This window comes from Pseudomonas sp. GW822-FHT02G04, assembly GCF_058802085.1.
Window position 1 is genome coordinate 25,679 of sequence record NZ_JBXANU010000034.1, and the last position, 25,894, is coordinate 51,572.

25 protein-coding genes are annotated in these 25,894 nt (G+C 59.7%); 16 read left to right on the plus strand and 9 right to left on the minus strand.

What is annotated here, in order from left to right; translation table 11 throughout:
* Positions 1–223 precede the first annotated feature (223 nt).
* The 3 genes from AC1RO5_RS27955 to AC1RO5_RS27965 all read right to left on the minus strand — a co-directional run bounded on the left by AC1RO5_RS27955 (position 224) and on the right by AC1RO5_RS27965 (position 4,390).
* On the minus strand, positions 224–2,572 hold the full coding sequence (locus tag AC1RO5_RS27955) for an FdhF/YdeP family oxidoreductase (RefSeq protein WP_493178875.1): 2,349 nt from the start codon (positions 2,570–2,572) through the stop codon (positions 224–226).
* Entirely contained in the window at positions 2,569–3,408 is an 840-nt protein-coding gene (gene fdhD / locus AC1RO5_RS27960) for a formate dehydrogenase accessory sulfurtransferase FdhD (RefSeq protein ID WP_493178876.1), read from the minus strand. Before fdhD ends, AC1RO5_RS27955 begins: the two co-directional genes overlap by 4 nt.
* Before the next feature lie 94 nt (positions 3,409–3,502).
* Positions 3,503–4,390: a LysR family transcriptional regulator gene (locus AC1RO5_RS27965; protein WP_493178877.1), complete on the minus strand. Its 888-nt coding sequence runs from the start codon at positions 4,388–4,390 to the stop codon at positions 3,503–3,505.
* 137 nt (positions 4,391–4,527) lie between these two features.
* On the opposite strand from AC1RO5_RS27965, the gene lysM reads away from it, so the two are divergent.
* Positions 4,528–4,968, plus strand: a complete 441-nt coding sequence (lysM, locus tag AC1RO5_RS27970; protein ID WP_493178879.1) for a peptidoglycan-binding protein LysM — start codon at positions 4,528–4,530, stop codon at positions 4,966–4,968.
* A gap of 111 nt (positions 4,969–5,079) precedes the next feature.
* Here lysM and yrfG read toward each other — a convergent pair whose 3' ends face one another.
* A complete protein-coding gene (gene yrfG, locus AC1RO5_RS27975; RefSeq protein ID WP_493178881.1) occupies positions 5,080–5,742 on the minus strand; it encodes a GMP/IMP nucleotidase in 663 nt (220 codons plus the stop codon).
* Positions 5,743–5,832: 90 nt separating this feature from the next.
* On the opposite strand from yrfG, the gene nudE reads away from it, so the two are divergent.
* Both nudE and cysQ read left to right on the plus strand, forming a co-directional pair.
* The gene (gene nudE / locus AC1RO5_RS27980; RefSeq protein WP_493178882.1) at positions 5,833–6,399 is read left to right on the plus strand and encodes an ADP compounds hydrolase NudE; all 567 of its coding nucleotides are present in this window, start codon (positions 5,833–5,835) and stop codon (positions 6,397–6,399) included.
* A gap of 11 nt (positions 6,400–6,410) precedes the next feature.
* Complete coding sequence (gene cysQ, locus AC1RO5_RS27985) at positions 6,411–7,238, plus strand: 3'(2'),5'-bisphosphate nucleotidase CysQ (protein WP_493178884.1); 828 nt, start codon at positions 6,411–6,413, stop codon at positions 7,236–7,238.
* 118 nt (positions 7,239–7,356) lie between these two features.
* Here cysQ and AC1RO5_RS27990 read toward each other — a convergent pair whose 3' ends face one another.
* The 4 genes from AC1RO5_RS27990 to rfbC all read right to left on the minus strand — a co-directional run bounded on the left by AC1RO5_RS27990 (position 7,357) and on the right by rfbC (position 11,704).
* Positions 7,357–7,812: a YiiD C-terminal domain-containing protein gene (locus tag AC1RO5_RS27990; protein ID WP_493178885.1), complete on the minus strand. Its 456-nt coding sequence runs from the start codon at positions 7,810–7,812 to the stop codon at positions 7,357–7,359.
* A 40-nt stretch (positions 7,813–7,852) separates the two neighbouring features.
* On the minus strand, positions 7,853–9,247 hold the full coding sequence (locus AC1RO5_RS27995; protein WP_493178887.1) for a sigma-54-dependent transcriptional regulator: 1,395 nt from the start codon (positions 9,245–9,247) through the stop codon (positions 7,853–7,855).
* Positions 9,244–11,052: a sensor histidine kinase gene (locus AC1RO5_RS28000; protein ID WP_493178888.1), complete on the minus strand. Its 1,809-nt coding sequence runs from the start codon at positions 11,050–11,052 to the stop codon at positions 9,244–9,246. The genes AC1RO5_RS27995 and AC1RO5_RS28000 overlap by 4 nt, the downstream gene beginning before the upstream one ends.
* A 106-nt stretch (positions 11,053–11,158) precedes the next feature.
* Positions 11,159–11,704, minus strand: a complete 546-nt coding sequence (rfbC, locus tag AC1RO5_RS28005; RefSeq protein ID WP_493178890.1) for a dTDP-4-dehydrorhamnose 3,5-epimerase — start codon at positions 11,702–11,704, stop codon at positions 11,159–11,161.
* A gap of 180 nt (positions 11,705–11,884) precedes the next feature.
* On the opposite strand from rfbC, the gene AC1RO5_RS28010 reads away from it, so the two are divergent.
* The 13 genes from AC1RO5_RS28010 (at position 11,885) to AC1RO5_RS28070 (ending at position 24,638) form a co-directional block, all read left to right on the plus strand.
* The gene (locus AC1RO5_RS28010; RefSeq protein WP_493178891.1) at positions 11,885–14,797 is read left to right on the plus strand and encodes an aminotransferase; all 2,913 of its coding nucleotides are present in this window, start codon (positions 11,885–11,887) and stop codon (positions 14,795–14,797) included.
* A gap of 209 nt (positions 14,798–15,006) precedes the next feature.
* Positions 15,007–15,885, plus strand: coding sequence for an N-carbamoylputrescine amidase (aguB, locus tag AC1RO5_RS28015; protein ID WP_019581765.1), 879 nt, complete (start codon positions 15,007–15,009; stop codon positions 15,883–15,885).
* Between the two features lie 4 nt (positions 15,886–15,889).
* Positions 15,890–16,996, plus strand: coding sequence for an agmatine deiminase (aguA, locus tag AC1RO5_RS28020; RefSeq protein WP_493178892.1), 1,107 nt, complete (start codon positions 15,890–15,892; stop codon positions 16,994–16,996).
* Between the two features lie 249 nt (positions 16,997–17,245).
* The gene (locus AC1RO5_RS28025) at positions 17,246–17,458 is read left to right on the plus strand and encodes a hypothetical protein (RefSeq protein WP_030129326.1); all 213 of its coding nucleotides are present in this window, start codon (positions 17,246–17,248) and stop codon (positions 17,456–17,458) included.
* Between the two features lie 511 nt (positions 17,459–17,969).
* Positions 17,970–18,398: a hypothetical protein gene (locus AC1RO5_RS28030; protein ID WP_493178925.1), complete on the plus strand. Its 429-nt coding sequence runs from the start codon at positions 17,970–17,972 to the stop codon at positions 18,396–18,398.
* A complete protein-coding gene (gene ltrA, locus AC1RO5_RS28035; protein WP_493178893.1) occupies positions 18,280–19,359 on the plus strand; it encodes a group II intron reverse transcriptase/maturase in 1,080 nt (359 codons plus the stop codon). Before AC1RO5_RS28030 ends, ltrA begins: the two co-directional genes overlap by 119 nt.
* A gap of 224 nt (positions 19,360–19,583) precedes the next feature.
* Entirely contained in the window at positions 19,584–20,255 is a 672-nt protein-coding gene (locus AC1RO5_RS28040) for a DsbA family protein (RefSeq protein ID WP_493178895.1), read from the plus strand.
* A 16-nt stretch (positions 20,256–20,271) separates the two neighbouring features.
* Positions 20,272–20,667: a nuclear transport factor 2 family protein gene (locus AC1RO5_RS28045; RefSeq protein ID WP_493178896.1), complete on the plus strand. Its 396-nt coding sequence runs from the start codon at positions 20,272–20,274 to the stop codon at positions 20,665–20,667.
* Positions 20,668–20,904: 237 nt separating this feature from the next.
* Positions 20,905–22,191 carry an OprD family porin gene (locus AC1RO5_RS28050; RefSeq protein WP_018929286.1) on the plus strand — a complete coding sequence of 429 codons (1,287 nt, stop codon included), beginning with the start codon at positions 20,905–20,907 and terminating at the stop codon, positions 22,189–22,191.
* Between the two features lie 231 nt (positions 22,192–22,422).
* Positions 22,423–23,169, plus strand: a complete 747-nt coding sequence (locus AC1RO5_RS28055) for a 2OG-Fe dioxygenase family protein (RefSeq protein WP_019651480.1) — start codon at positions 22,423–22,425, stop codon at positions 23,167–23,169.
* A gap of 46 nt (positions 23,170–23,215) precedes the next feature.
* Positions 23,216–23,629 carry a GNAT family N-acetyltransferase gene (locus tag AC1RO5_RS28060; RefSeq protein ID WP_493178922.1) on the plus strand — a complete coding sequence of 138 codons (414 nt, stop codon included), beginning with the start codon at positions 23,216–23,218 and terminating at the stop codon, positions 23,627–23,629.
* On the plus strand, positions 23,626–24,342 hold the full coding sequence (locus AC1RO5_RS28065; protein ID WP_493178897.1) for an AzlC family ABC transporter permease: 717 nt from the start codon (positions 23,626–23,628) through the stop codon (positions 24,340–24,342). The genes AC1RO5_RS28060 and AC1RO5_RS28065 overlap by 4 nt, the downstream gene beginning before the upstream one ends.
* On the plus strand, positions 24,321–24,638 hold the full coding sequence (locus AC1RO5_RS28070) for an AzlD domain-containing protein (RefSeq protein WP_007939492.1): 318 nt from the start codon (positions 24,321–24,323) through the stop codon (positions 24,636–24,638). Before AC1RO5_RS28065 ends, AC1RO5_RS28070 begins: the two co-directional genes overlap by 22 nt.
* On the opposite strand, the gene AC1RO5_RS28075 is transcribed toward AC1RO5_RS28070, so the two are convergent.
* On the minus strand, positions 24,555–25,481 hold the full coding sequence (locus AC1RO5_RS28075) for a LysR family transcriptional regulator (protein WP_305410807.1): 927 nt from the start codon (positions 25,479–25,481) through the stop codon (positions 24,555–24,557). The genes AC1RO5_RS28070 and AC1RO5_RS28075 overlap by 84 nt on opposite strands.
* Positions 25,482–25,894 lie beyond the last annotated feature (413 nt).

A 25,894-nucleotide genomic window follows, 5' to 3' on the forward strand; every position in this document is an offset into this window, starting at 1 on the left:
ATTTCTATAAGTTGCTGTTTTTTGGGCGGAACTTAAGTGTTTTTCGCCGGTCTTTAGCTACTTCTCAAAGGCCGTTTTTATATAAAACGGCCTTTTTTGTGGGCGATTGGAAAGTGGTTGCGTCAGCGACATTGCCCAAAGATCGCAGCCTTCGGCAGCTCCTACGCGGGATATGCGTTTCCTCTGTAGGAGCTGCCGAAGGCTGCGATCTTTTGATTTTGCGTTAAGCTGACTTGGCCATGATCAGCCCCGTCTCGCTCGCCGCTTCCAACCGGATCGCCACAAACTTCGACGTCGGCGTATGGCTGCCATCCCCGGTGCTTTCCAACGGCACCAGCGGGTTCACTTCCGGATAGTACGCAGCCGCTTGCCCGGCAGGAATATCAAACGCCAGCAGGGTGAAGCCCTTGACCCGCCGCTCACGGCCATCATCCCAGATCGAAACGATGTCAGCTTTCTGCCCCGGTTTGAACCCCAGGCGAATGATGTCGGCTTCATTGACGAACAACACATCCCGCTGACCTTTCACGCCGCGATAACGATCATCAAGACCATAGATGGTGGTGTTGTACTGATCATGGGAGCGCATCGACTGCATGATCAGGTCCGGCAGTACTCCGGTGGCGCGGGTGCGTTCGTGCACCAGGTCTTTGGGCAGGATGTTCGGACGGAAATTGGCCCGACCCGATGGGGTATTCCAGCGACGTGCGCCGGCACTGCTGCCCAGATAGAAACCGCCTGGGTTCTGGACTTTCTCGTTGAAGTCCCGAAAGCCCGGGATGGTGTCGGCGATCAGGTCGCGGATACGGCTGTAATCGGCCACCAGCCAGTTCCAGTCCACCGGTTTGCTGCCCAGGGTCGCGGCGGCGATACCGGCGATGATTGCAGGTTCCGAGCGCATCAGGTTCGACAACGGCTGCAACTGACCGTTGGAGGCGTGGACCATGCTGAATGAGTCTTCCACGGTCACCGCTTGGGCGCCTTCGGTCTGGATATCGATATCGGTACGGCCCAGGCACGGCAGGATCAACGCGTCTTTACCATGGACCAAATGGCTGCGGTTGAGCTTGGTGCTGATCTGCACGGTCAAGTCGCAGTTACTCAGGGCCTGGAAGGTCCGTGGGCTGTCCGGTGTGGCTTGGGCGAAGTTGCCGCCCAGGCCGATGAAGACTTTCGAACGGCCGTCGGCCATGGCGTGAATCGCCTCGACCACGTTGTGGCCGTTTTCACGCGGCACCTTGAACTGGAAGCGCCGCTCCAGGGAGTCGAGGAACGCCACCGGCGGACGCTCGTTGATGCCCATCGTCCGGTCGCCCTGCACGTTACTGTGGCCGCGCACCGGGCACAGACCGGCCCCCGGCCGGCCGATGTTGCCGCGCAGCAGCATCAGGTTGGCGATTTCCTGGATGGTCGCCACCGAATGGCGATGCTGGGTGATGCCCATCGCCCAGCACATGATCACGTTCTTGCCTTTGGCGTACATGCGCGCCGCTTGCTCGACTTCCACCAAGGACAGGCCGGACTGCTCAACGATCTGCTCCCACGAGGTGTCGTCGACGATGCCGAGGTATTCCAAGACGTTGGCGCTGTGTTCATTGAGGAAGTCGTGGTCGAACACCGCAGGCTCACCAGCCTTCTGCGCATCGCGCTCCCATTGCAGCAGGAACTTGGCCATGCCGCGCATGATCGCCATGTCGCCGCCCAATGCCGGACGGAAGTACGCAGTGTTGGTCGGCTTGTCGCCGTTGGTGAGCATTTCAATCGGGTGTTGCGGGTGCTGGAAGCGTTCCAGGCCGCGCTCTTTCAGCGGGTTGATGCACACCACCTGCGCACCGCGTTTCACCGCTTCGCGCAGTGGCTCGAGCATCCGCGGGTGGTTGGTGCCAGGGTTCTGGCCCCAGACGAAAATCGCATCGGCGTGTTCGAAGTCGTCGAAGGTCACCGTGCCTTTGCCGACGCCGACGCTTTGGGCCAATGCCACACCGCTGGCTTCGTGGCACATGTTCGAGCAGTCGGGGAAATTGTTGGTGCCATAGGCGCGCACGAACAATTGATAGAGGAACGCCGCTTCGTTGCTGGCACGGCCCGAGGTGTAGAACTCGGCCTGATTCGGACTCGACAGCCCTTGCAGGTGTTTGCCGATCAGGGCGAAGGCGGCTTCCCAGCTGATCGGTTTGTAACGATCGGTTTCGGCGTCGTAGCTCAGCGGCTCGGTCAGACGGCCCTGGTACTCGAGCCAATAATCACTTTGCTCCAGCAACGAGCTGACGCTGTGCTTGGCGAAGAATGCGCCGTCGACACGCCGTTTGGTCGCTTCCCAGTTCACTGCTTTGGCGCCGTTCTCGCAGAACGCCACCATGCCGGCTTCCTTAGAATCGCCCCAGGCGCAACCGGGGCAGTCGAACCCGCCGTTCTTGTTGGTCTTGAGCATCATGCGCAGATTTTTCAACGCGTTGTCGCTGGTCAACCAGGCACGGGCAACGCTGGCCAGCGCGCCCCAGCCACCGGCCGGTCCTTTATAGGGCTTGTAACGTGGAACGGGTTTCTGGTCGGCTTGTTGGTGTTGGCTCACGCTTGATTCTCCGACGCGGGGCTGTAGACCCGCGGCGCACTTTTCTGCGGCAGGTGGATGAGATTGAGGTTGTGTCGACGGGCCCATTGCACGGCCAAGCCCGTGGGCGACGACAGGCTGACCAGGGTCTGGATGCCGGCGCGTAAAACTTTCTGGATCAATTCGAGGCTGCAACGGCTGGTGACAATCGCCAGACCATCGGTGGTCGGGATTTTCTGGCGGATCAATCCGCCGATCAGCTTGTCGAGGGCGTTGTGTCGGCCGATGTCTTCACGGCCCAGCAGCAATTCGCCTTTGCCATTCATGAACACCGCCGCATGCACCGCGCCGCAATGCTGGCCCAAAGGCTGGAATTCGCCGATGCGATGGCGCAGGCCGTCCAGCCATTCGGCCGGGGGCAGCGGGGCGCCGGGCAGCACTTTGAGATCGGGCAGCGCTTGCTCCACCGCTTCCACGCCACAGAGCCCGCAACCGCTGGTGCCGGCCAGTTGCCGGCGCTGCTGCTTGAGGTTCCAGAAAGCGCGGTTGGCGATGGTCACTTGCGCGTATTGCGCCGACCCCGAGCCGCTGAGTTGCAGGTCATAGATGTCTGAAGCGTCTTCGATGATGCCGCTGCCGAGGCTGAAGCCGACGATGAAGTCTTCAAGGTCTGTCGGCGTCACCAACATGACCGCCTGGCTGATGCCGTTGTAGGCGATCGCCAACGCGACTTCCTCGGCCAGCGCGGTGCTGGATGATTCGGAGTATTCAAGGTTGCAGTAACTGTATGTCTGGCTTGCGGCGGGCGCGGGCGTTTCAAGAGCGGGCGCCGCGCAGCCGGGGCGCTTGGCGTTCATTAGGCATCACCGACGGTTTGGTCAGCTTTAAGCCTAGGCGTGTCAACATGTCACGTCTAATCGCTATTACTGATCTACCGATAGATGGCGTCGATCAAGAGTCTGTCAGTGATTTCTGATAGATCGCAAAACAGGCTTCCGCCAAGGCCGAACGCGGAGCGCTGCGACGCATGATCAGCCCCAGCCGGGCAAGGGTCTGGGCGCTTTCGATAGGTTGCAGGCGCAAGTGATCGGTGAGGTTTTCGAGGCCGCTGTTCAGCGGCATCACAGCGCAACACAGGCCACCGTGTACCGCTTGTAACAATTGGTGGACCGCATCGGTTTGCAGCAACGGCTGTGGGGTCAGGCCACGGCTGTGGAAGTTATGGTCGATGGACTGGCGAAAATGCATGCCGCTGGTGAGCATGCCCATGGGCAGTTCGATCAGCGCCTCCCAGCTCAGCGGCGCCTCGCCAAAACTGAAGAAGCGTTGATCGTAGAGCAGGCCCATGCGGGTTTCGCTGAAGGCCAGGGAGTCGAAGCGCTCGCCATCCAGACGCTCCAGGTACGACACGCCAAGATCGAGACGGTTATTCGACAGTTGTTCGAGGATCTGTTCGGAACTCAGGGCTGAGAGTTCGAAGCGCAGGTTCGGGTGTGCAGCGTGCAGGCGCTGCATCAGCGGCACCGGGTCGAAACTCGACAGCGGCACCACCCCCAGACGCAACGTCCCCACGAGGTTGCCGCGACAGGCCGCCGCTTCGGCCTGCAAACCGTCGTAGGCTGCCAGCACCGTACGCGCCCATGCCAGCACGCGCTCGCCCGGCGCGGTGAAACCTTCGAAGCGTTGGCCACGATTGACCAGCGGTAGTTCGAGTTCTTCCTCGAGGCTGCGCAGGCGCATGGACAAGGTCGGCTGGGTGATGTGGCAACGCGCGGCGGCCTGGCCGAAGTGTCGGGTTTCGTCGAGAGCGATGAGGAATTTCAGCTGCTTGATGTCCATCTTCGCTCCAGGGCGCCGGCAAGGTTTGCGATTCTACCGTCTGCGCGGGGTTGGGTCATTGGTCGGCTGGGAACCGGTCTTCAAACGGCTGGTCTAGTCTTGGGCGTCTGGAACCCAAACCCCAAGGAGCGTGCACCATGAGTATTTTTAGCTTTGTGAAAGAAGCAGGTGAAAAACTTATCGATCTGCTGACCCCTGGCAATGCCAATGCCGGCGAGCAGTTGAAGGAACACATCAGCAAGGTCGGCCTGGGTAACCCGAACGTTCAGGCGACCATCGATGGCGACAAAGTCACTGTCACCGGTGAAGTGGCAAGCCAGGAAGAGAAGGAAAAGATTCTGTTGGCCGTGGGCAACATTGCCGGTGTCGGTAGTGTCGATGACCAGATCACCGTAACGGGGCCGGTTGCCAAGGCAGCGCAGTTCGTCACCGTTAAAAAGGGCGACACCCTCAGCGCGATTTCCAAGGCGGCGTACGGCGACGCGAACAAGTACAACAAAATCTTTGAAGCCAACAAACCAATGCTTTCGCACCCGGACAAGATCTATCCGGGGCAGGTGTTGCGGATTCCTGAATAATGTGAGACCCGTAGGAGCTGCCGAAGGCTGCGATCTTTTGATCTTGGCGGCATTGGAACTGCCAAAGATCAAGATCAAAAGATCGCAGCCTTCGGCAGCTCCTACATTGAGTCAGAGCCCTGCAATCAAGTCCCGATAATCCCCAACGGCCGCAAACTCTGCCGTGTCCTTCGGCCCTTTGCGGCTGTCCGGCTCGCTCACGGCCAGCAGGTGCGCCACCCCAAAATTGCGTGCGCTGCGCAGGATCGGCAGGGTGTCGTCGATGAACAGACAGCGTGCCGGGTCGAAGCCGATATCGGCCTGCAAGGCATCCCAGAACTGCGGGTCTTCTTTGGCGAAACCGTAATCGTGAGAGCTGATCAAGCGCTCGAAATACGGCGCCAGTTCAATTCTTTCCAGTTTCAATGACAGCGAGTCGCGGTGGGCGTTGGTGATCAGCACCACGCGCTTGCCGGCCTGTTTGATCGCTGCCAGAAAAGTGTCCGCATCCGGACGCAGGGCGATCAGGTGCGCGGTTTCCAGTTTCAGCTCGCGCACCGACAACTTCAGTTCGGCGCTCCAGAAGTCCAGGCAATACCACTGCAACTGACCGGCATGGCGCTCGAACAGTGGCTGCAATTCCAGCTCCGCCATGGCCAGGCTCACCCCGTGCAACTCGGCATAACGCTTTGGCAGGTGTTCCAGCCAGAAATGGTTGTCGTAGTGCAGGTCCAGCAGTGTGCCGTCCATATCCAGCAGAACGGTATCGATGTCGTGCCAGGGCAGCAGGGACATAAAAAACTTCTCCAGCGGTAAAAAAGATATCCGAGGTAAACAATCAGGATAGGCCGGGTATAGTAACGCGTTCACGCCAAGGAGCTTCCCATGCGCCAGAAACCCACCATACTCGCCCGCGAGATCGTCGCCACCAGCCGATTATTCTGTGTCGAAGAGCTGAAATTGCGCTTTTCCAATGGCGTGGAACGTACTTACGAGCGATTGGTCGGCAAAGGCGCTGGTTATGGTGCGGTGATGATCGTGGCGATGCTCGACGCGGACCACGCAGTGTTGGTGGAGGAATACTGCGGTGGCACCGATGCCTACGAATTGTCCCTGCCCAAAGGCTTGATCGAGCCGGGCGAAGACGTGCTGGCGGCGGCCGAGCGGGAGCTCAAGGAAGAGGCCGGGTATGGCGCGCGGCAGCTGGAGCATCTGACCGAGTTGTCGTTGTCACCTGGCTACATGAGCCAGAAGATCCAGGTGGTGCTGGCCACCGATTTGTATGAGGAACGCCTGGAGGGTGACGAGCCCGAGCCGATGGGCGTGGACAAGATCAACCTGCGTGAATTGTCGGCGTTGGCGCAGAACCCGCGATTCACCGAGGGCCGTGCCTTGGCGGCGCTGTATCTGGCCCGGGACTTGTTGATCCAGCGCGGGACTTTTCAATTATGAGTGAGACGTTCATGAATTTTCCCCATCCGTTGATGGCGCCGGTGGTCGAGTTGGCATTGAAGGCTGGCGAGGCGATCCTGCCATTCTGGCGCGTCAATGTTGCCGTGACTGCAAAGTCCGATGATTCTCCGGTCACAGCTGCCGACATGGCCGCTCACCATCTGATCCTGGCCGGACTGACGGCGCTGGACCCGACTATTCCGGTGTTGTCCGAAGAGGACGCCAGCATTCCCCAGAGTGTGCGCGCCGGCTGGCAACGCTGGTGGCTGGTCGACCCGTTGGACGGGACCAAGGAGTTCATCTCCGGCAGCGAAGAGTTCACCGTCAACATCGCACTGATTGAGCAGGGGCGCGTGGTGTTCGGCGTAGTGTCGATGCCGACCAATGGGCGTTTCTATGTCGGTGGTGCCGGGTTGGGAGCCTGGCGTGGCGATAAAGGCACCGAGCCGTTGCCGATCCAGGTTCGCGAGGTGCCAGCTGCGGGTGAAGCCTTCACGGTGGTCGCCAGTCGTCGTCATTCGAGCCCTGAGCAGGAGCGCTTACTGGCGGGGTTGAGTGACAGTCTGGGTGAGCTGCAACTGGCGAATATCGGCAGCTCACTGAAGTTTTGCCTGTTGGCGGAAGGGGCGGCGGATTGTTATCCGCGATTGGCGCCGACTTCGCAGTGGGACACGGCCGCGGCTCAAGGTGTTCTGGAAGGCGCGGGTGGTGAGGTGTTGGATTTGAGCGGCGCGCCGTTCTGTTATCCAGCGCGGGAATCGTTGCTGAATGAGTTTTTCCTGGCGTTGCCGGCTAAAGCGGCATGGCGGGAGAAATTGTTGGCTTTGGCTCGGGCCTGAAGATCAAGAGATGAGATCGTTCCCATGCTCCGCGTGGGAATGCCTCTAGGGACGCTCCGCGTCCAGTGACGCGGAGCGTCACGGGCTGCATTCCCACGCAGAGCGTGGGAACGATCAGTCATCGGTGAAGCACGTATTGCCCCACGAACCTCACCGCATCCTCTTCACTCCCTGAATTCACGATCCGCGAATGCAGCGTCAACCGCGCTCGCCCATAACGTCGATACATCGCCAGAAACTTCCTCCACACCGTCGCACTCGGTGCCTGGCAAATCGCCGTTGCGTCCATGGTGACCGGCAGCGGGTAGCTGATCTGCCCTTCCTGAATCACGATGTGCCCGTCTTCGATGCCTTCTTCACGCAAACGCAAATGCAGCCAGCCCCAGCCGGCCAGCACCGCTCCGCAATACAGGCTGCCACCGAACATGGTGCTCTTGTGATTGACGTTGGGCGCAAGCGGCAGATGCAGGCGCAGTTGTTGGTCGTGCCAGTCGAGCACTTTGAGGCCCATGTCCCGCGTGAGGGGGATGTCGCGATAGAGGATCGATTCCAGGTGACGACTGTCGCGGTTCATTCACGGGCCTTCTATTTTAAGAGGATGATTTTACGGTAGCTCAATCGAGGTCGTCGGTATGGCTGCTGGCGCCGCCATCGGCGAAGTTCAAGCCATGCTTGCGCAGCTTGTCGTGCAGGGTTTTGCGCGGAATGCCGAGCGCTTCGGCGAGGCTGCGCACGGAGCTGTGCGAGCGCGTCAGTTCGGCGGCAATCAGGCTCTTCTCGAAGTTCTCGACTTGCTCGCTCAAGCCGCCGCTGACCACTTCAACCGTGGTGCCGACACCGCCATCCGGCGCGCTGTTGTCCAGTGCCAGCTCCAGGCCCAGGGCAAAGCGCTCGGCGGCGTTCTGCAGTTCCCGCACGTTACCTGGCCAGCTGTGACGTAGCAGCAGCGCCCGTTGCCCCGGTTGCAGTTCGTGGGGCGGCAAGCCGTGGCGGGCGCTGGCTTCGTCGGCGAAATGCTGGAACAGCACCAGCGCATCTTCGCCCCGTTCGCGCAGTGGCGGAATGCGCAACGGCGCAACGTTCAGGCGGTAATACAGGTCGGCACGGAAGCGCCCCTGATCGGCGGATTGCCGCAGGTCTTCCTTGGTCGCGGCGATGATGCGGATGTCCAGCGGGATCAACTGATTGCCGCCCAGGCGTTCGACGACCCGCTCTTGCAGCAAGCGCAGCAGTTTCACCTGCACGTCCAGGCTCATGCTTTCGATTTCATCGAGGAACAACGTGCCGCCGTTGGCGAATTCGAACTTGCCGATGCGGCGCTTCTGCGCACCGGTAAACGCGCCGGGTTCGTGACCGAACAGCTCGCTTTCCACCACCGACTCGGCCAGGGCTCCGGCGTTGATTGCCACGAACGGGCCGTTACGCCGACTCGACAAGTCGTGCAGCGCGCGGGCCACCACTTCTTTGCCCGCACCGGTTTCGCCGAGGATCAGCACGTCGGCCTTGGTCGCCGCCAGTGCCCCGATCTGCTCGCGCAGGCGCAGCATCGGCGCCGATTGCCCGACCAGTCGGGCGCTCAGTTCGTTGCGATCACTGAGGGCCAGACGCAGGCTGCGGTTGTCCAGCACCAGACGGCGCAGGGCCAGGGCGCGACGTACGCTGTCGAGCAGGGCGTCGCTGGCGAAAGGTTTTTCCAGAAAGTCATAAGCCCCGGCGCGCATGGCTTGTACGGCCAGCGGCACATCGCCGTGGCCGGTGATCAGCAGCACGGGCAGTTCCGGATCCTGGGCGTGGAGTTCGGTCAGCAGTTCGAGGCCGTCCATGCCCGGCATGCGGATGTCACTGACCACCACGCCTGGCCAGTCGCGTTCCAATTGCCCGGCCAGGCCCTTGGCTTCAGCGAGCGGCAGGATCTTCAGGCCGGCCAGGTCCAGGGTCTGGCTCAGGGCCTGGCGCAGGTGGGGATCGTCGTCGATCAACACGACCTGGATGCGGTTGTCGATGGTCATGCACTTCGGTCCTCGGACGGTTGCAGGCTCACACCCGGCGCGCCTGCGCGCAGCTTCAGGGTAATCAGGGCGCCGCCTTCCTTGTGGTTGGAGAACGACAGTTCACCACCGAAGGCACGCATCAGGGTGTCGCAGATCGCCAGCCCCAGCCCAAGTCCCTGAGTGCGGGTCTTGGTGGTGTAGAAGGGCTCGCCGGCACGACCCAGCGCTTCCAGGCAGAACCCGGGGCCGTTGTCGCGAATGTACAGATTGACGCCGTCGGCGGTGGATTGGGCACTCAACCAGAGTTTACGCGGCGGGCCTTTTTCCGTCAGCGCATCGAGCGCATTGGCCAGCAGATTGCCGAGTACCTGGCGCAGACGGGTTTCTCCGGCTTCGACCCACAGGGTGGCGGCCGGCAGGTCGCGGATCAGCTCGACTTCCATGCTGCGCCGACGCTTGGCCAGTAACGCCAGGGCATCGTCCAGCGCCGGTTGCAGGGCGACGCTTTCCGGGGCGTGGCGATCACGTCGGGCGAAGGCGCGCAGGTGGGCGATGATCGACGCCATGCGCCCGGTCAATTCGCTGATCAGCTTGAGGTTGCCGCGAGCATCCTCGGTGCGCTGATGATCGAGCAGCACTTCGGCGTTTTCCGCGTAGCTGCGGATTGCCGCCAGCGGTTGGTTGAGTTCATGGCTGATGCTCGCCGACATCGTCCCCAACGCCGAGAGCTTGCCGGCCTGCACCAGATCATCCTGAGCGCGTACCAGTTCTTGCTGGGCGTGTTCGCGCTCCAGCACTTCCTGTTTCAGTCGACGGTTGAGGCCCTCGAGGTCGCTGGTCCGTTCGGCGACCCGGCCTTCCAGTTCCTGGCGGGCCTTGGCTTCGAAGGCGATCCGCTCCAGGTAATGGCGTCGGCGTTGCATCATCAGGCCGAGCAGCAGCATTAATACCAGCAGCGTTGCGCCGCCGATGGCCACGACTGTGCGCACCGGGCGGTCGATCAGGGTACGCGGTGCAAGGATACTGACGCTCCAGCCGGTTTCTTCGATCTGCCGGGTTTGGGTCAACCAGGCATTGGGGCCAAGACTCAACAGCTTTGGATCGCGGGTCGGATAGGGTTGAATCGCGGCGACGGCCTTGTTTTCTTCATCACTCAATGGACGGGTCGAGCGGAAGCGCCATTCTGGCCGCGACGTGAGGATGACCACACCGTTGTGGTCGGTGACCAGCAGTTGTTCCGGGGTTTTGCCCCAGAGGCTTTCGGTGTGATCGAGGTCGACCTTGACCACCAATACCCCGATGATTTTTTCACGATCATGTACCGCCGCGGCGAAGAAGTAACCGCGCTTGGCCGAGGTGGTGCCCAGGCCGAAGAAGCGCCCCAGGCGCCCGGCCATGGCTTCACTGAAATAAGGACGGAAAGAAAAATTGCGGCCGACGAAGCTGTCGTGCTTGTCCCAGTTGGAGGCCGCCAGTGTCTTGCCGGTGGTGTCCATCAGGTACATGACTTCGGCGCCGGTCTGGGCACTGATGTGTTTCAACAGACGATTGGCATTGCCTTGAACCACGCCCTCGTCGGGGGCGCCCAACGTCGCTCGCAGGGCGGGCAACTCGCCGAGAATCTGCGGCAGCACTTCATAGCGGTGCAGGGTACCCAGCAGGTTGGCGACGTAGAGGTCGAGGGTCTGACGGTTTTGCCCGGCCAGCTCGCTGCGGTAATAACGCTCGGCCAGATGCTCCAGCGGCCACAGCAAGGGTGCCAGGCACAACGCAAGCAGTGCCAGGCTGCGCCAGCGGGGTCTGCGGGGGAGAGTCGGTGTCATGAGCATCCAGCGCCTATGGGTATAGACGCATTATGCCTAGGCTTGCGGGCGCAGTCTGCGCACCCTGGATCAAGTGCGCGCTGGCGGTGACAATTCAGACAGCAATTCAGGAAAAGACTTCAGCGTCCTTGAGGAACGCGGCGGCCTGATCCTTGGCCGACAGCTGCGGTGCTTCGTCCAGCTGCCAGTCGATGCCCAGATCCGGGTCATCCCAGCGAATGCTGCGCTCGGCCGACGGGGTGTAGTAGTCGGTGGTTTTGTAGAGGAACTCGGCGAAATCGCTCAGCACCACGAAACCATGGGCAAAACCTTCCGGCACCCAGAGTTGACGATGGTTGTCGGCGGACAGGCGCACCGCGACCCATTTGCCGAAATGCGGCGAGCTGCGGCGAATGTCCACGGCCACGTCCAGCACTTCACCGGCGGTAACGCGGACCAGTTTGCCCTGAGTGTTTTGCAGCTGGTAATGCAAGCCGCGCAGTACGCCTTTTTGCGAGCGGGAATGGTTGTCCTGCACGAATCGGGTGTTCAGGCCGGTTGCTTCTTCGAAAGCCTTGGCGTTGAAGCTTTCATAGAAGAAGCCGCGCTCATCACCAAATACCTTGGGCTCGATGATCAGAACACCGGGCAGGTCGGTGGTGACTACATTCATGGTGTTTCTCCAGCAATAGGCGTTGATGGCCGACATTCTTACGCAAAGTGCCGGCAGGCGCGAGTGGGTCGGTGAAGAGAGTTGTTCACGCATTTGATTCGCGCCAACCAGGGAAGGGGGTTGTGTATCGCCCCCGGCAGTGGCGATATAAGCGCCTAATAAAATTTCAGGGGTTGTTGTATGCCGCTCGCCACGTTGATTCACCGCGCCAGTCTGCCCAGCCCGCAAGTGTCCGCGGCGCAAGCGCTTGAGCTGCTGGAAGAACATTACGGGCTGAGCGGACGGTTGCAGGCTCTTGGAAGCCAGCAGGATCTCAACTACCGCGTCGACAGCGAGCGGGGGCGTTTCGTCCTGAAAATCTGCCGTGGCGATTACTCGGCGCTGGAGCTGCAAGCCCAGCACGCAGGGCTCAAGCACCTGGCCGAACATTCCTGCGTGCAGGTGCCGCGAGTGATCCCGGCCAAAAATGGTACAGACCTGCTCTCCCTGGAGGTCGGCGGTCAAGCGGTGCATGTACGTCTGCTCGACTACATCGACGGACAGTCCCTGACGCATCTCGATCATCTGAACCAGGCAGTGGTTGCCGGTTTCGGTCGGCTCTGCGGCGAGATGGACCTGGCGCTAGCCGGTTTCGACCATCCTGGCCTTGAGCGCACCCTTCAATGGGATGCCCGCCACGCCAACACGTTGATCGCGCATTTGCTGCCGGTGATCAAGGATGATCAGCAACGCAAGCTGATTGCTGAAGCGGCCGAGCAGGCCGAGCACCATTTGCAGCCCTTGGTGGATAAGCTGCCGGTGCAGGCGATTCACATGGACATCACCGACGACAACGTGGTCTGGCAGCGAGATTCGCAGCGCCAATGGCAGTTGCAGGGTGTCATCGATTTCGGCGACCTGGTCCGAACCTGGCGGATCACCGATCTGTCGGTGACCTGTGCCGCGCTGCTGCACCATGCCGATGGCGATCCGTTCTACATTTTGCCGGCGGTTCGGGCCTATCACGCGGTCAATCCGTTGCAACATGAAGAACTGCTGGCGCTCTGGCCGCTGATCGTTGCGCGCTCGGCGGTGTTGGTGCTGAGTGGCGAGCAGCAGGTCAGCATCGATCCGGGCAATGAGTACAGTCGCGACAACCTGGCCCATGAACGGGAGATTTTCCGCGTGGCCACATCGGTGCCGCTGGCGTTGATGGAGGCGGCGATTCTTGCCGCGGTTGGTCAAGGCCTGCCGAGCATTGGCAGCGAAGGCTTTGCGCCCTTGTTGCCGAGTCTGGTGGGGCGTGAGTTTGCCTTGATCGATCTGGGTGTCCTCAGCCCGCATTTCGAAGCGGGTAACTGGGAGCAGCAGGGGATCGATCTGCGTCTGTTGACGGAAGCCGCCGTAACTCATGGACTGGCGGCCAGTCGATATGGCCAATATCGTCTGTCCCAAACCCGACCGGACAGTGCCAGCGAACCAGACACTTTCCCATTGCATGTGGCGTTGCAAGTGCCTGACGGCACGGCGGTCGAAGCACCCTTTGCCGGGGTCATCCATATCGAAGGGGAGAGCCTGCTGCAACTGGACGGCCCAGAGCTCAGCGTCCGGTTGTGGGGTGTGACCCCATCGGTGCGTAGTGGCGCGGCATTGGTCAAAGGCCAGGTGCTGGGCTCGGTCAGCGGACCGTTGATCGTACAGTTGTGCCGCAGTGCTCAGCTCGACGCACCGTTGTTTTGCACACCTTCGCGCGCCGCAGCCTGGCAGTCTTTGTGCCCGTCGCCGGCGGCGTTGTTGGGGTTGGCCTGTGATGCGCAAGAGGAACTCGATCCGCAGACGTTGCTGGCCCGCCGCGATGCCAGTTTCGCCCGATCCCAGAAGCATTATTACGTCGATCCGCCGCGCATCGAGCGTGGCTGGCGCAATCACCTGATCGACATGCAGGGCCGCTCCTACCTCGACATGCTCAATAACGTTGCGGTGTTGGGTCACGGTCATCCGCGCATGGCCGCCGTCGCCGGCCGTCAATGGTCGTTGCTCAACACCAACTCGCGTTTTCACTACGCAGCGATTGCCGAGTTTTCCGAGCGCTTGCTGAAGCTGGCACCGGACAACATGGATCGCGTATTCCTGGTCAACAGCGGCACCGAGGCCAATGACCTGGCGATTCGCCTGGCCTGGGCCTACAGCGGCGGTCGCGACATGCTCAGTGTGCTGGAGGCGTATCACGGCTGGTCGGTGGCGGCGGATGCGGTCTCGACTTCGATTGCCGACAACCCCAAGGCCTTGAGCAGCCGTCCCGATTGGGTGCACCCGGTGACTGCGCCGAACACCTATCGCGGCGAATTCCGTGGCCCGGACAGCGCGCCGGACTACGTGCGCAGCGTCGAACACAACCTGGCGAAAATCGCCGGGCAGAAACGCCAACTCGCCGGTTTCATCTGCGAGCCGGTGTACGGCAATGCCGGTGGCATCTCGCTACCGCCGGGCTATTTGAAGCAGGTCTATGCGCTGGTCCGTGCTCAGGGCGGGGTGTGCATCGCCGATGAGGTGCAGGTCGGTTACGGCCGCATGGGTAAATTTTTCTGGGGTTTCGAAGAGCAGGGCGTGGTGCCTGACATCATCACCATGGCTAAAGGCATGGGTAATGGCCAGCCGTTGGGTGCTGTCATTACTCGTCGGGAGATCGCCGAAGCGCTGGAGGCCGAGGGTTATTTCTTCTCGTCCGCTGGCGGCAGCCCGGTCAGTTGCCGGATCGGCATGGCGGTGCTGGATGTGATGGAAGAAGAAAAACTCTGGGAAAACGCCCAGGTCGTGGGCGGGTACTTCAAGGAACGTCTTGAAGCCTTGATCGACCGGCATCCGTTGGTGGGGGCAGTGCATGGTTCCGGCTTCTATCTGGGCGTGGAGTTGGTCCGCAATCGCGAAACCCTTGAACCGGCAACAGAAGAAACCACGGCGCTGTGCGATCGGCTTCGTGAGTTGGGGATTTTCATGCAGCCGACGGGTGATTACCTGAACATCCTCAAGATCAAACCGCCGATGGTCACGTCGCGGCAGAGTGTGGACTTCTTTGTGGACATGCTGTCGAAGGTGCTGGGCGAAGGTTTGTAGGCAGCTCGTAGAGATTGAAAATGCCGATTGTTATCGGGAATTTTTTGAGGTTATTTCTAGGTAGTGGATATTTATTGCTTTTAAAGCCGATTTTTATCGGCTATAAAGTCGCCACTGCCCACGGTGTGGACGAACCACGCCCGGTGATTCCCGTTCTGTCATCGGTCGATGCCACACTGACCCTCAAGCACTTGCCCAGGAGATGATTCATGAGTCGTATCGTTACCGTCGCCGCCACCCAGATGGCTTGTTCCTGGGACCTTGAAGCCAACATCGAGACCGCTGAGAAGCTGGTCCGTGAGGCAGCGGCCAAAGGTGCGCAAATCATCCTGATCCAGGAACTGTTCGAGGCTCCGTACTTCTGCCAGAAGCCGAACCCGGACTACCTGCAACTGGCCACGACGGTAGAAGACAACGTTGCCATCAAGCACTTCCAGAAAGTCGCCAAGGAACTGCAAGTGGTGCTGCCGATCAGCTTCTACGAATTGGCCGGTCGCGCGCGTTTCAACAGCATCGCGATCATCGATGCCGACGGCAGCAACCTCGGGATTTATCGTAAAAGCCACATCCCGGATGGCCCTGGCTACCACGAAAAGTACTACTTCAATCCAGGCGATACCGGTTTCAAAGTCTGGAATACCCGTTACGCGAAAATCGGCGTGGGCATCTGCTGGGATCAGTGGTTCCCTGAGTGTGCCCGCAGCATGGCGCTGCAAGGCGCGGAAATCCTGTTCTACCCGACCGCCATCGGCAGCGAGCCACACGACAAGACCATTTCGTCCCGCGACCACTGGCAGCGCGTGCAGCAAGGCCATGCCGGTGCCAACCTGATGCCGCTGATTGCCAGCAACCGTATCGGTAACGAAGAGCAGGACGGCTACGACATTACCTTCTACGGCTCGTCGTTCATCGCCAACCAGTTTGGCGAGAAAGTCCAAGAGCTGAACAAAACCGAAGAAGGCATTCTGGTTCACAGCTTCGACCTCGATGAGCTGGAGCACATTCGCAGCGCCTGGGGTTCGTTCCGTGACCGTCGTCCGAACCTGTACGGCGCGATCAAAACCCTCGACGGTTCCCTGGAGTCCTGAAGCCATGACCACTTTGAACAGCACCCCTCGCGCCGATGGCTTTTACATGCCCGCCGAGTGGGCACCCCAAACCCAGACCTGGATGGTCTGGCCCGAGCGTCCGGACAACTGGCGCCTGGGTGGCAAACCGGCGCAAGCCGCGCACATCGCAGTGGCCAAGGCCATCGCGCGTTTCGAACCGGTGACCGTGGCGGTCTCCGCTGGCCAGTACGAAAATGCCCGCGCCCGTCTCGACGTGCCGAATATTCGTGTGGTGGAGATGTCCAGCGATGACGCCTGGGTTCGGGATACCGGCCCGACGTTCGTCATCAATAACAGCGGCGAAGTCCGTGGCGTGGATTGGGACTTCAATGCCTGGGGCGGTTTCGACGGTGGTTTGTATTCGCCGTGGAACCGTGACTCGCAGGTGGCGGGCAAGATCCTCGAAATCGAGCGCAGCCCGCGCTACCGCACCGAGGGTTTTGTGCTCGAAGGCGGCTCGATTCATGTCGATGGCGAAGGCACCCTGATCACCACCGAAGAATGCCTGCTCAACCGCAATCGCAACCCGCACATGAACCGTGAGCAAATCGAAGCGGTGCTCAGCGCCAATCTGGCTGTGGATAAGATCATCTGGCTGCCGGACGGTTTGTTCAACGACGAAACCGACGGCCATGTGGATAACTTCTGCTGCTACGTGCGTCCAGGCGAAGTGTTACTGGCCTGGACCGACGACCCGCAGGACCCGAACTTCCCGCGCTGCCAGGCGGCCATGAACGTGCTGCAAAACAGCACTGATGCCAAGGGGCGCCCATTCACGGTGCACAAAATGCCGATTCCGGGGCCGCTGTATGCGACCGAAGAAGAGTGCGCAGGTGTGGACCCGGTGGACGGCACTCAGGAGCGTAATCCGACTGTTCGTCTGGCCGGCTCTTATGTGAACTTCCTGATCGTCAACGGCGGCATCATCGCGCCGAGCTTCGACGACCCATTGGACGGTCCGGCCAAAGAGATTTTGCAGAGCGTGTTCCCGCAGCACGAAGTGGTCATGGTGCCTGGTCGGGAACTGTTACTGGGGGGCGGTAACATCCATTGCCTTACCCAGCAACAGCCCGCACCGCACAAGGGATGAGTGAGTGAGGTCGTAACAGCTTGAGTTGATTGAAAAATCGATTGAGCAAAGGTTTATCCTTGTTGGTAGACAGAAAACCCGCAGCCCATCAGGACTGCGGGTTTTTTTGTATCCACATATCGACACTTCGAAAACATTGGCACAGCTCTTGTATCTTCGCTGGGGCAACATGGGGTGGGAGAGAACTTCGATGTTCTGTCATAAACCTTGGATAAGTTAGCCGCTCACAATCCGGGAGAGAGCGCTGAGATGAACGCCGAAATGAACGTAGTGAGCGAGCGGGCACTGCATCCCCTGGCAGTTAACAGCGAATCGCTCCAGGTTCTGGCGCAGTGGTTGAAGTCCAATGGAACGCGTCAGATCAGGGAACCTGATCCGCGCCGGATGATGATCGAGCGCTACCCCGCTGGTTTATTCAGCGAGGCGGAACTGGAAGCATTGTGGGATGTGATGGAAGGATAAGAAGAAAAACAACGGATTGATAAAAGCGCTGCCGGGAAGGCGGCGCTTTTTTTTTATGGTGCGCCAGGCATGGCGCGTTGCGCGCAAGCGCAACCAGCTTGGCTGTGGTGGCCGCGCTGGTGACTTGGAGGTGCAAGTCCTCTACACACCCGGCAAGGGGAAGTGTTAGCCGAAGGCAAGGGTGTCGCGGGCGACTGCGAATCTGAAGGAAGCCCGAGGCAAAATGCTGGCCTGACGAACAGGAAGCGGATGAGGCGGCGTAGCGGGGTAAGACGGCCATAATCGTCAAAGCCCAATACTTGCACGGAGCGCTACGACGTAGATCTGACAGGCATAAGCAGGAAGGTCGCGCGAATTACCCTGGGAGATCTGTGCGTTTGCCAGTGTGCTACCGGGCGTCGAGAGGCGACGGGATGAGCGTGCAGAAGTCAGCCGAGGCCGTAGTAAGTGACGAATAACCCCGTCACCAAGGGCTGAACAGGTTATGCCGCCAGTAGGCGTCAGAGTCTCGTTGAATACCGAAATGCAGAAATTTCTCCCAGAGAAGACTGTTACTCCGAATCCCGGACAGAATCCGAGGATGGCGGCTGACAGCGCACAGGTATCGGCGGCGTCTGTGACGTGGACGAACGCGGAGTCGGACACGCTGATGGCGCGGGTGCTTGCACCGGCCAACCTTAGGCGTGCGTATCAACGCGTGGTCAGTAACAAGGGCGCGCCGGGTGCCGATGGCATGACGGTCGATCAGTTGGCGGACTACGTGAAACAGTATTGGCCGATCCTTAAGGCTCGGTTGCTGGCTGGCGAGTATCACCCGCAAGGTGTACGCGCCGTCGACATCCCCAAACCCCCAAGGCGGGACACGACAACTGGGCATCCCTTGCGTCGTGGATCGCTTGATCCAACAGGCCTTGCTGCAACAGCTAACGCCGATCTTTGACCCACTGTTCTCGGACTACAGCTACGGCTTTCGTCCCGGCAGAAGCGCCCACCAAGCCATCGAAACAGCCCGTGTCCATGTGGTGGCGGGTCACCGCTGGTGCGTGGAACTCGATCTGGAGAAGTTCTTTGATCGGGTCAACCACGACGTATTGATGGCCTATGTGCAGCGTCAAGTTGAAGACACGCGGGCACTCAGGCTGATTCGTCGCTATCTCGAGGCCGGAGTGATGTCGGGCGGGGTCGCCAGCCGACGGCAGGAAGGGACGCCGCAAGGCGGCCCGCTCTCGCCGTTGCTGTCAAATATTCTGCTCAACGAACTCGACCGCGAGCTGGAACGGCGGGGCCATCGTTTCGTGCGTTATACCGACGACGCAAACATTTATGTGCGTAGTCGTCGTGCTGGCGAGCGAGTGATGGCCAGCGTCGAGCGGTTCTTGAAGCAGCGTTTGAAACTGGCGCTGAATCGAGAAAAGAGCCGCGTGGCACGGCCTTGGGTCTGCGACTATCTGGGTTATGGGATGAGCTCGCACCAACGGCCGAGGCTGAGAGTGGCGCCGATGAGTCTGGGTCGCTTGCGCGACCGGCTCAGAAACCTGCTGCGTGGAGCGCGGGGCTGCAAGATGGCAGCAATTATCGAGCGAATAAACCCCGTACTGCGTGGTTGGGCTGGCTACTTCAAGCTCAGTCAGAGCAAGCGGCCACTGGAGGAGCTGGACGGCTGGGTGCGGCATAAACTTCGCTGTGTCATCTGGCGCCAATGGAAGCAGCCCTCAACAAGGGCGCGCAACTTGATGCGCTTGGGGCTTGGCGAAGCACGCGCCAGCAAATCAGCCTTCAATGGTCGCGGCCCATGGTGGAACTCGGGGGCGCCTCATGTGAATCAGGCACTACCGAAGAAGCTGTGGGATCGACTTGGGTTGGTCTCGATACTGGATACGATAAACGGCTTAGCCGCATAACCTGAACCGCCGTATACGGAACCGTACGTACGGTGGTGTGAGAGGACGGCGGCTGTGAAGCCGCCTCCTACTCGAATCCCGTCGCAAAAGTGGGTGCCTGCAAGATGAGGGGCATTTGACCGATTCTTGAAACAGACTGAAATCGATTCCGGCGTTTTTCCGAAACGATCTGAGTATTAGTCTGCCGGCATTGAGTTTTCCTACTTTTTTACCGGAGTCTTCCCATGATCCTTCACTACATTTACGACCCATTGTGCGGTTGGTGCTACGGCGCCAAACCCTTGGTGCAAGCTGCCCAAGCCGTGTTGCCGGTGATCGGCCACGGTGGCGGCATGATGAGCGGTGCCAATCGCCAGACCGTTTCGCCACAACTGCGCAATTACGTCATGCCTCACGACCGACGCATCGCCGAGTACACCGGCCAGCCGTTTGGTGAGGCGTATTTCGAGGGGTTGCTGCGTGATGAGACGGCGGTATTCGATTCCACGCCGCCGATTGCCGCCGTGCTGGCAGCCGAGCAGATCGCCGGGCGCGGACTGGAGTTGCTGGGGCGTTTGCAGACGGCTCATTACGTGGAAGGTCGACGCATCGCTGACGAGGCTGTTTTGCTTGAACTCGCCGCACAGACAGGTCTTGAACCTGAGGCTTTCCAACAGGCATTTAATGCAGCCGACACCGATCGCCATATCAAGGACAGCCGCGCACTCTTGGCCCGTGTCGGCGGCCAGGGCTTCCCGACCTTCGCACTGGAACAGGAAGGCCAGTTCACCCTGGTCGATATCGGCCCCTGGCTCGGCAAGCCGCAAGCCTTCGCTCAATGGTTGAGCCAGTCGCTTGCGGCAACAGAGTCTTCATCCGCGTTTCAAACCTGTGGCCTCGACGGCTGCGCCCATTGAACTCACTGGAGTCACCATGGATAACCTGAGCCTGATCAAAAGCACCTACGAAGGCGCCAACTCCCAGGAGAACGCGCGCAACACTGCGGCGGCGCTGGCCGATGACGCCCGCTGGACCGAAGCGGCGGGTTTCCCCTGCGCCGGGACCTACATCGGTTTCGACGCTATCGTCGAAAACGTCTTCAAGCGCCTGGCCACTGAGTGGGAAGATTTTCAGTTCAAGGTCGAGAACTACGTCGCTCAGGGCGACAAGGTATTTGCCTACGGCAATTACAGCGGTGTCTACAAAGCCAGCGGCCGTGCGATGAATGCCCGGGTCGCGCATTTGTGGACTCTGGCCGATGGAAAAGTCACCCATTTCGAACAATTCGTCGACAGCCATACCGTGCAATTGGCTATCGCTGACAAGTGATTTCTTAGACGATTTTCGCCTATTTACAGACGATTCACGAAATTGACACATCGTTAAACGCACAGATAGGATGCGCCCCAACGCCTGTGGCTAACCGCCATGACTGACAAAACAATAAAAGGCCCGCCGCGAATTTTCGTGGGCGGGCCTTTTTGTTTTTGCGGTGAAAAAAGAGCGCGATAGCGCCATTTCAGCTGTTCGGCACAGAGCGTATCAACCCGTAATAAGGAAAATAACATGTTGAACAAGCGAATCAGCCTGATCGCACTGGGGATGTTGAGCGCCACACAGGCCATGGCTAACGACCAGGCCGAATCCAAGGGTTTTGTTGAAGACAGCAGCCTCAAAGTGCTGCTGCGCAACGCCTACATCAATCGTGACTATAAAGACGGCAACCCGGACAAAGCCGAGTGGGGCCAAGCGGCCATTGGTACTTACTCGTCCGGTTTCACCCAAGGCACCGTCGGTGTGGGTGTGGATGCCTTCGGTCTGTACGCATTGCGTCTGGACGGCGGCAAAGGCCGCAGCGGCGCTGGTGGTATCGACTTCTTCAAGCAGGGCGACAGCGGCAACGCGGCGGATGACCTGTCCAAGTTCGGTGGTGCGGTCAAATTCCGTATCTCCAGCACAGTGCTGACCTATGGTGACCAGATGCCGGCCCTGCCGGTGCTGAACTACGACAACTCTCGCCTGCTGCCTGAAAGCTATACCGGCACTTTGATCACCTCCAAAGAGATCAAAGGCCTGGAGCTGAACGCCGGTCGCTTCACCGCCGAATCGCGCAAAAGCGCTGAAGGCCGTGACAGTGGTGGCTTGAAGTCGATCAACGTATTGGGCGGTAGCTACCAGTTCACCGAACAGTTCAAGGCAGCGCTGTACGCTTCCGACGTCGAAGACGTACTGAAGAAACAATACGTGAACGCCAACTACGTATTCCCGATCGCCAAGGATCAGTCCCTGACCCTGGACTTCAACGGCTACCGCACCAAACTGGACAATTCCTACGTCCGGGAAAACGGTGTTACCGGCGACGACAATAAAATCTGGAGCCTGGCAGCCACCTTCGCCACCGGCCCGCACTCGTTCACCCTCGCCCATCAGCGCAGCACCGGCGACAGCAACCTGGGTTATGCCTACGGTGGCTATCAGCGCGGCCAAAACCGCGTCGGCGACGGCGGCAACACCATCTACCTGGCGAACTCCTACTGGTCCGACTTCAACGCCGAAGACGAACGCAGCTGGCAGCTGGGTTACGGTCTGGACTTCGGCGCCTTTGGCGTTCCGGGCCTGAGCTACAACGTGGCCTACGTGCGTGGTGACAACATCACCACGTCCACCAGCGAAGGCGGCACCGAGCGCGAGATCTTCAACCAGTTCAAGTACGTCGTGCAAAGTGGCCCGGCCAAAGACCTGAGCGTGAAGGTACGCAGCTCGATCCTGCGTGTGTCGCAGAAATCCAGCGAGTACAACGTCAGCGGCAACGAGCTGCGCGTGTTCGTGGATTACCCGATCAACATCTTCTGATGATCGGCTGAGTTGCCCAGACTCGATAAAAGCCCCGACTGGTTCGGGGTTTTTTTCGCCTCATGACCGTAAAAAAGCACCGAAAACGGCTGTTTTCGATCGTAAAAAGTCGAATTGAAGCAACTTCATCCTGCGTTTCAAGCAACGCTTGATATGCCTGAAATTCTTTCTCATGGGCCGTCAATCCGGCACCTACTAGATTAGGCCGCTTAATGCAGCGGAGACCTAGTAATGATCGTGTTGAACAGAGAAGTTGGCGAATCGCTACGGCGCGACAAGTATGTCAACGTCCAGGGAGCCGACTTCAATCTCTTCGGTCATTTTTCCGACTTCGTCAGATTGACCAAAAGTTGGGAAAACATGGAGCCGGACAGTTATTACGGCCAGGCCGATGCGGGCATGCGTTTTCGTCGCTACAGCGATTTTGAATACAACCCGGTCACCCGTGACTTGAAGCAATTGGAACACCGCGCCTACGTGCAATCGAAGGCCAACAACAGCTATGTCGGTGGACTGGAGCGGCACTTCCAGGACTTCTCTAATGAGGTCATTAATTCGCCGGTGATGCGCAGCCTCATCGATACGGATTTCGAGGTGTACAAACACGTATTGCCGCCGGAACTGCACGACGAAATCTGGCAATGCCAGATTCATCAGATCCGCATCGAGATCAAGCCGGGCAAGCAACTGGAAATTACCCCGGAAGGTATTCACTGCGACGGTTATCCGTTCAGTGGTGTGCATTTCTGGGGGCGCAACAATGTGGACGGGGCGGAGAGCCGTTTGTATTCGGCCCAAGAGGAACAGTTGGCGGCAACGACCTATCTGGAAATCCTCGACACCACCTACTTCCTCGATCGCGACATGCGTCACTACGTGACCCCGGCACGCAACATCCATGCTCACGAAATGGCCTATCGGCAGATTCTGGCCATTTCCTTCTCGCGGCCCGGGACCGCTTTCGACATTGTTCGCTGAACAGTTCGACCCCATGATAAACATCGCCGAGTGCCCTGCACCGGTGATGCTGTGGCGCGCGATGGCCAAGGATGCCCAACGCCTTGAGCGCTTCTTTCGACAATTCGAAGAAGTGTCGTTCTGTGAATGGCAGGACGCCAAGTGCCTGCGCGGTGTGTTGGTGCAGAAAACCACCACCGCGTTCCTTGCGCTCGATGTTAACGGCGAAGTGGTCGGCGCGGTGTTGGGCGGCATGCTTGGTAGTCGTGGCACCATCAATCACCTGGCGGTGAGCCAGTTGTATCGCAGCCAGGGTGTCGGTCAGCGCCTGGTGGAAGCAGCCTCGGCGGACATGAAACGGGTGGGTGTGCTGCGGATGTTCCTGTTTGTCGACGATGCTAACCTCGCCGGCAAACGTTTTTGGAGTGCCCAGGGCTTTTGTGAGCCGCGCGGCGAAACTACCTTTGAGAGGGACCTATGAATGAGACGTCCAGCAGCCAGCCGCTGATGGTCGACCCCCAGCCCTCGCGCACGTTTGCTGAAGCCAGCCCGGTTGTTGCGGGCTACTTCACGGTGTCGTTTGTGTTCGGTTTGATGGCCGTCAATGCCGGGTTGCCCGTGTGGCTGCCGGTCGCGATGTGCCTGTTCGTCTACGCTGGCGCCTCGCAGTTCGCCGCCCTGGCGCTGATCTCCAGCGGCGCGTCGCTGACCACCATCATCCTCACCACGTTTCTGATCAATGCGCGGCACATGCTGATGTCGGTCTATATGGCCAAGGCCCTGCAAGCGCTGGGGCTCAGTCGTCTGGAGCGCTGGTGTTATGCCGGTGGGCTGACCGATGAGTCGTTCGCCTTCCACAGCGTCAAACTGGGCAAGGGCACACCGGTCAATGTGCGTTACCTGATCGGCTTCAATCTGTATTGCCACACCTCGTGGGTACTCGGCGGTTTGCTGGGGGCGATCTGCGCGCAGTACGCGGCGCACCTGATCAAATATCAGCTCGACTATGCGCTGACCGCGATGATGCTCTACGTGCTGGTATCGCTCTGCAACACCCGCAACAAACTGATCGCCGCACTGGCCGCGGTCGCCTGCATGGGGGCGCTGAGCCTGATCGGCAACTCACCCTTCAACGTATTCATCGCCACATTCGTGGGCTGCGGAGTGGGTGTATGCCTGACCAAACGTTCCTGATCCTGGTCGTCGCGCTGATGATGGCGGTGACATTCCTGCCGCGCGCGTTGCCGCTGCAGGTGAACACCGACCATTGGCCACCCCTGGTTGCCCGCGCGCTGGAATACCTGCCGGTGGCGATCGTGGCTGCCATCAGCCTCACGCCCCTGTTGATCAAGGATCAGCATGTGCAGCTCGATCGCCCGGAATTTTATGCAGCCATTCCGACGTTGTTATGTGCGTATTTCAGCAAAAACCTCTTTCTCTCCGTTGCGGTGGGAACGGCTGCGTACATTGCGCTCGGCTCGTTCATGTAGCGGCAGATCGACCACATCGTTCAAGGCCTGGCCCGACAACTCGGGATTATTGATCGCCAACCGCACTTCCAGGGAATCCTCGAAACCCGGGAAAATGGTCAGGCCGTTACGCAGGGCTGCCTCACGGGAAACCATGCCCAAGCCGTCCATTTGCGTGATCAACGATAGGGTCAGGGTTTCACTGCAGGAATAGATCATCCGCTTGCCTGACTCGTAGTTGCCAAGGCCGGCGTCGAGAAAGCGCAAGAAGCTGTGGGAATACGGACAATCGTCGGCCGGCCGAACCTGAAACTTATTGCCAAGCAGCACCAGCGGGTCGTTTTCCTGACCGCAATGAGCACCGACCACCTGCACCTGCACATCGGGCAGGGCAATGCTGGGCAACCCCGGCTGTTGCGGCCCGATCAGTACGGCTAGGTCGAAGTCCTCATTCTTCAACTTGCTGAGGTTTTCCATCGACTCGGCGTAGCTGAATTCCAGCTGATAATCAGGAAACACCTCGATGAGGCGTCCGATCATTCGCCGGTTGAAGTCGGCCGAGAGCGTGGTGTTAAGCGCAACCTTGAGTGTGCGCTGCCCGGGCACCTTGAGCGCGGCGACTTTCTCTTCCAGCTGCCGCGTGGCGACCAACACTTTGTCCATGTAGGGCGTGAGCTCCGTGCCCTGTGTGGTCAGGGTCAGCCCCTTGTTGGAGCGACGAAACAACCGAAAACCGAACTGCTCTTCGACCTTGTTCAACTGCGCGGCCAATGCCTGCACGGTCAAAAAGGAATGCTCTGCCGCCGCCGACAATGAGCCGGTCTGCACGATGCGCATGAGGTTGCGTAAGGTTCTGCTATCCATTTGGGTAATGCCCTCTAAAGTGGGCTGGCTATTGTTGTGTACCTTGCCGCCCGATGGGCGTGGGTCGCGTGCTGGCTATGATCCTGCACCAGAGCATGCTTGTCCCGAGTTTAGTAGCGAAATGATTCCGCGTCCGATGGCTGGAGGCTTGCACAGGATCGAGATTTTTGTTGGGGGGGAGGTGATCGGGGTCAAGAAAGTGGCCCGGATGGGGGAGGTGTGGGCGTTTTTGGGTGTTTGTTTATCGGCGAAGCCTTTTCACAAGGCAAAAAAAAGCAGCCTGATCAGGCTGCTTTCATGAAAAGGTGCTTGATATTGTGCTCCCTCAAGCAGGGGAGAAGAGGTCTCACCAGGCGTCGATTTCCAAGTCATCAACGAGGTCCCTCCGCCGACTATTGCCACTTGGAGGCAGT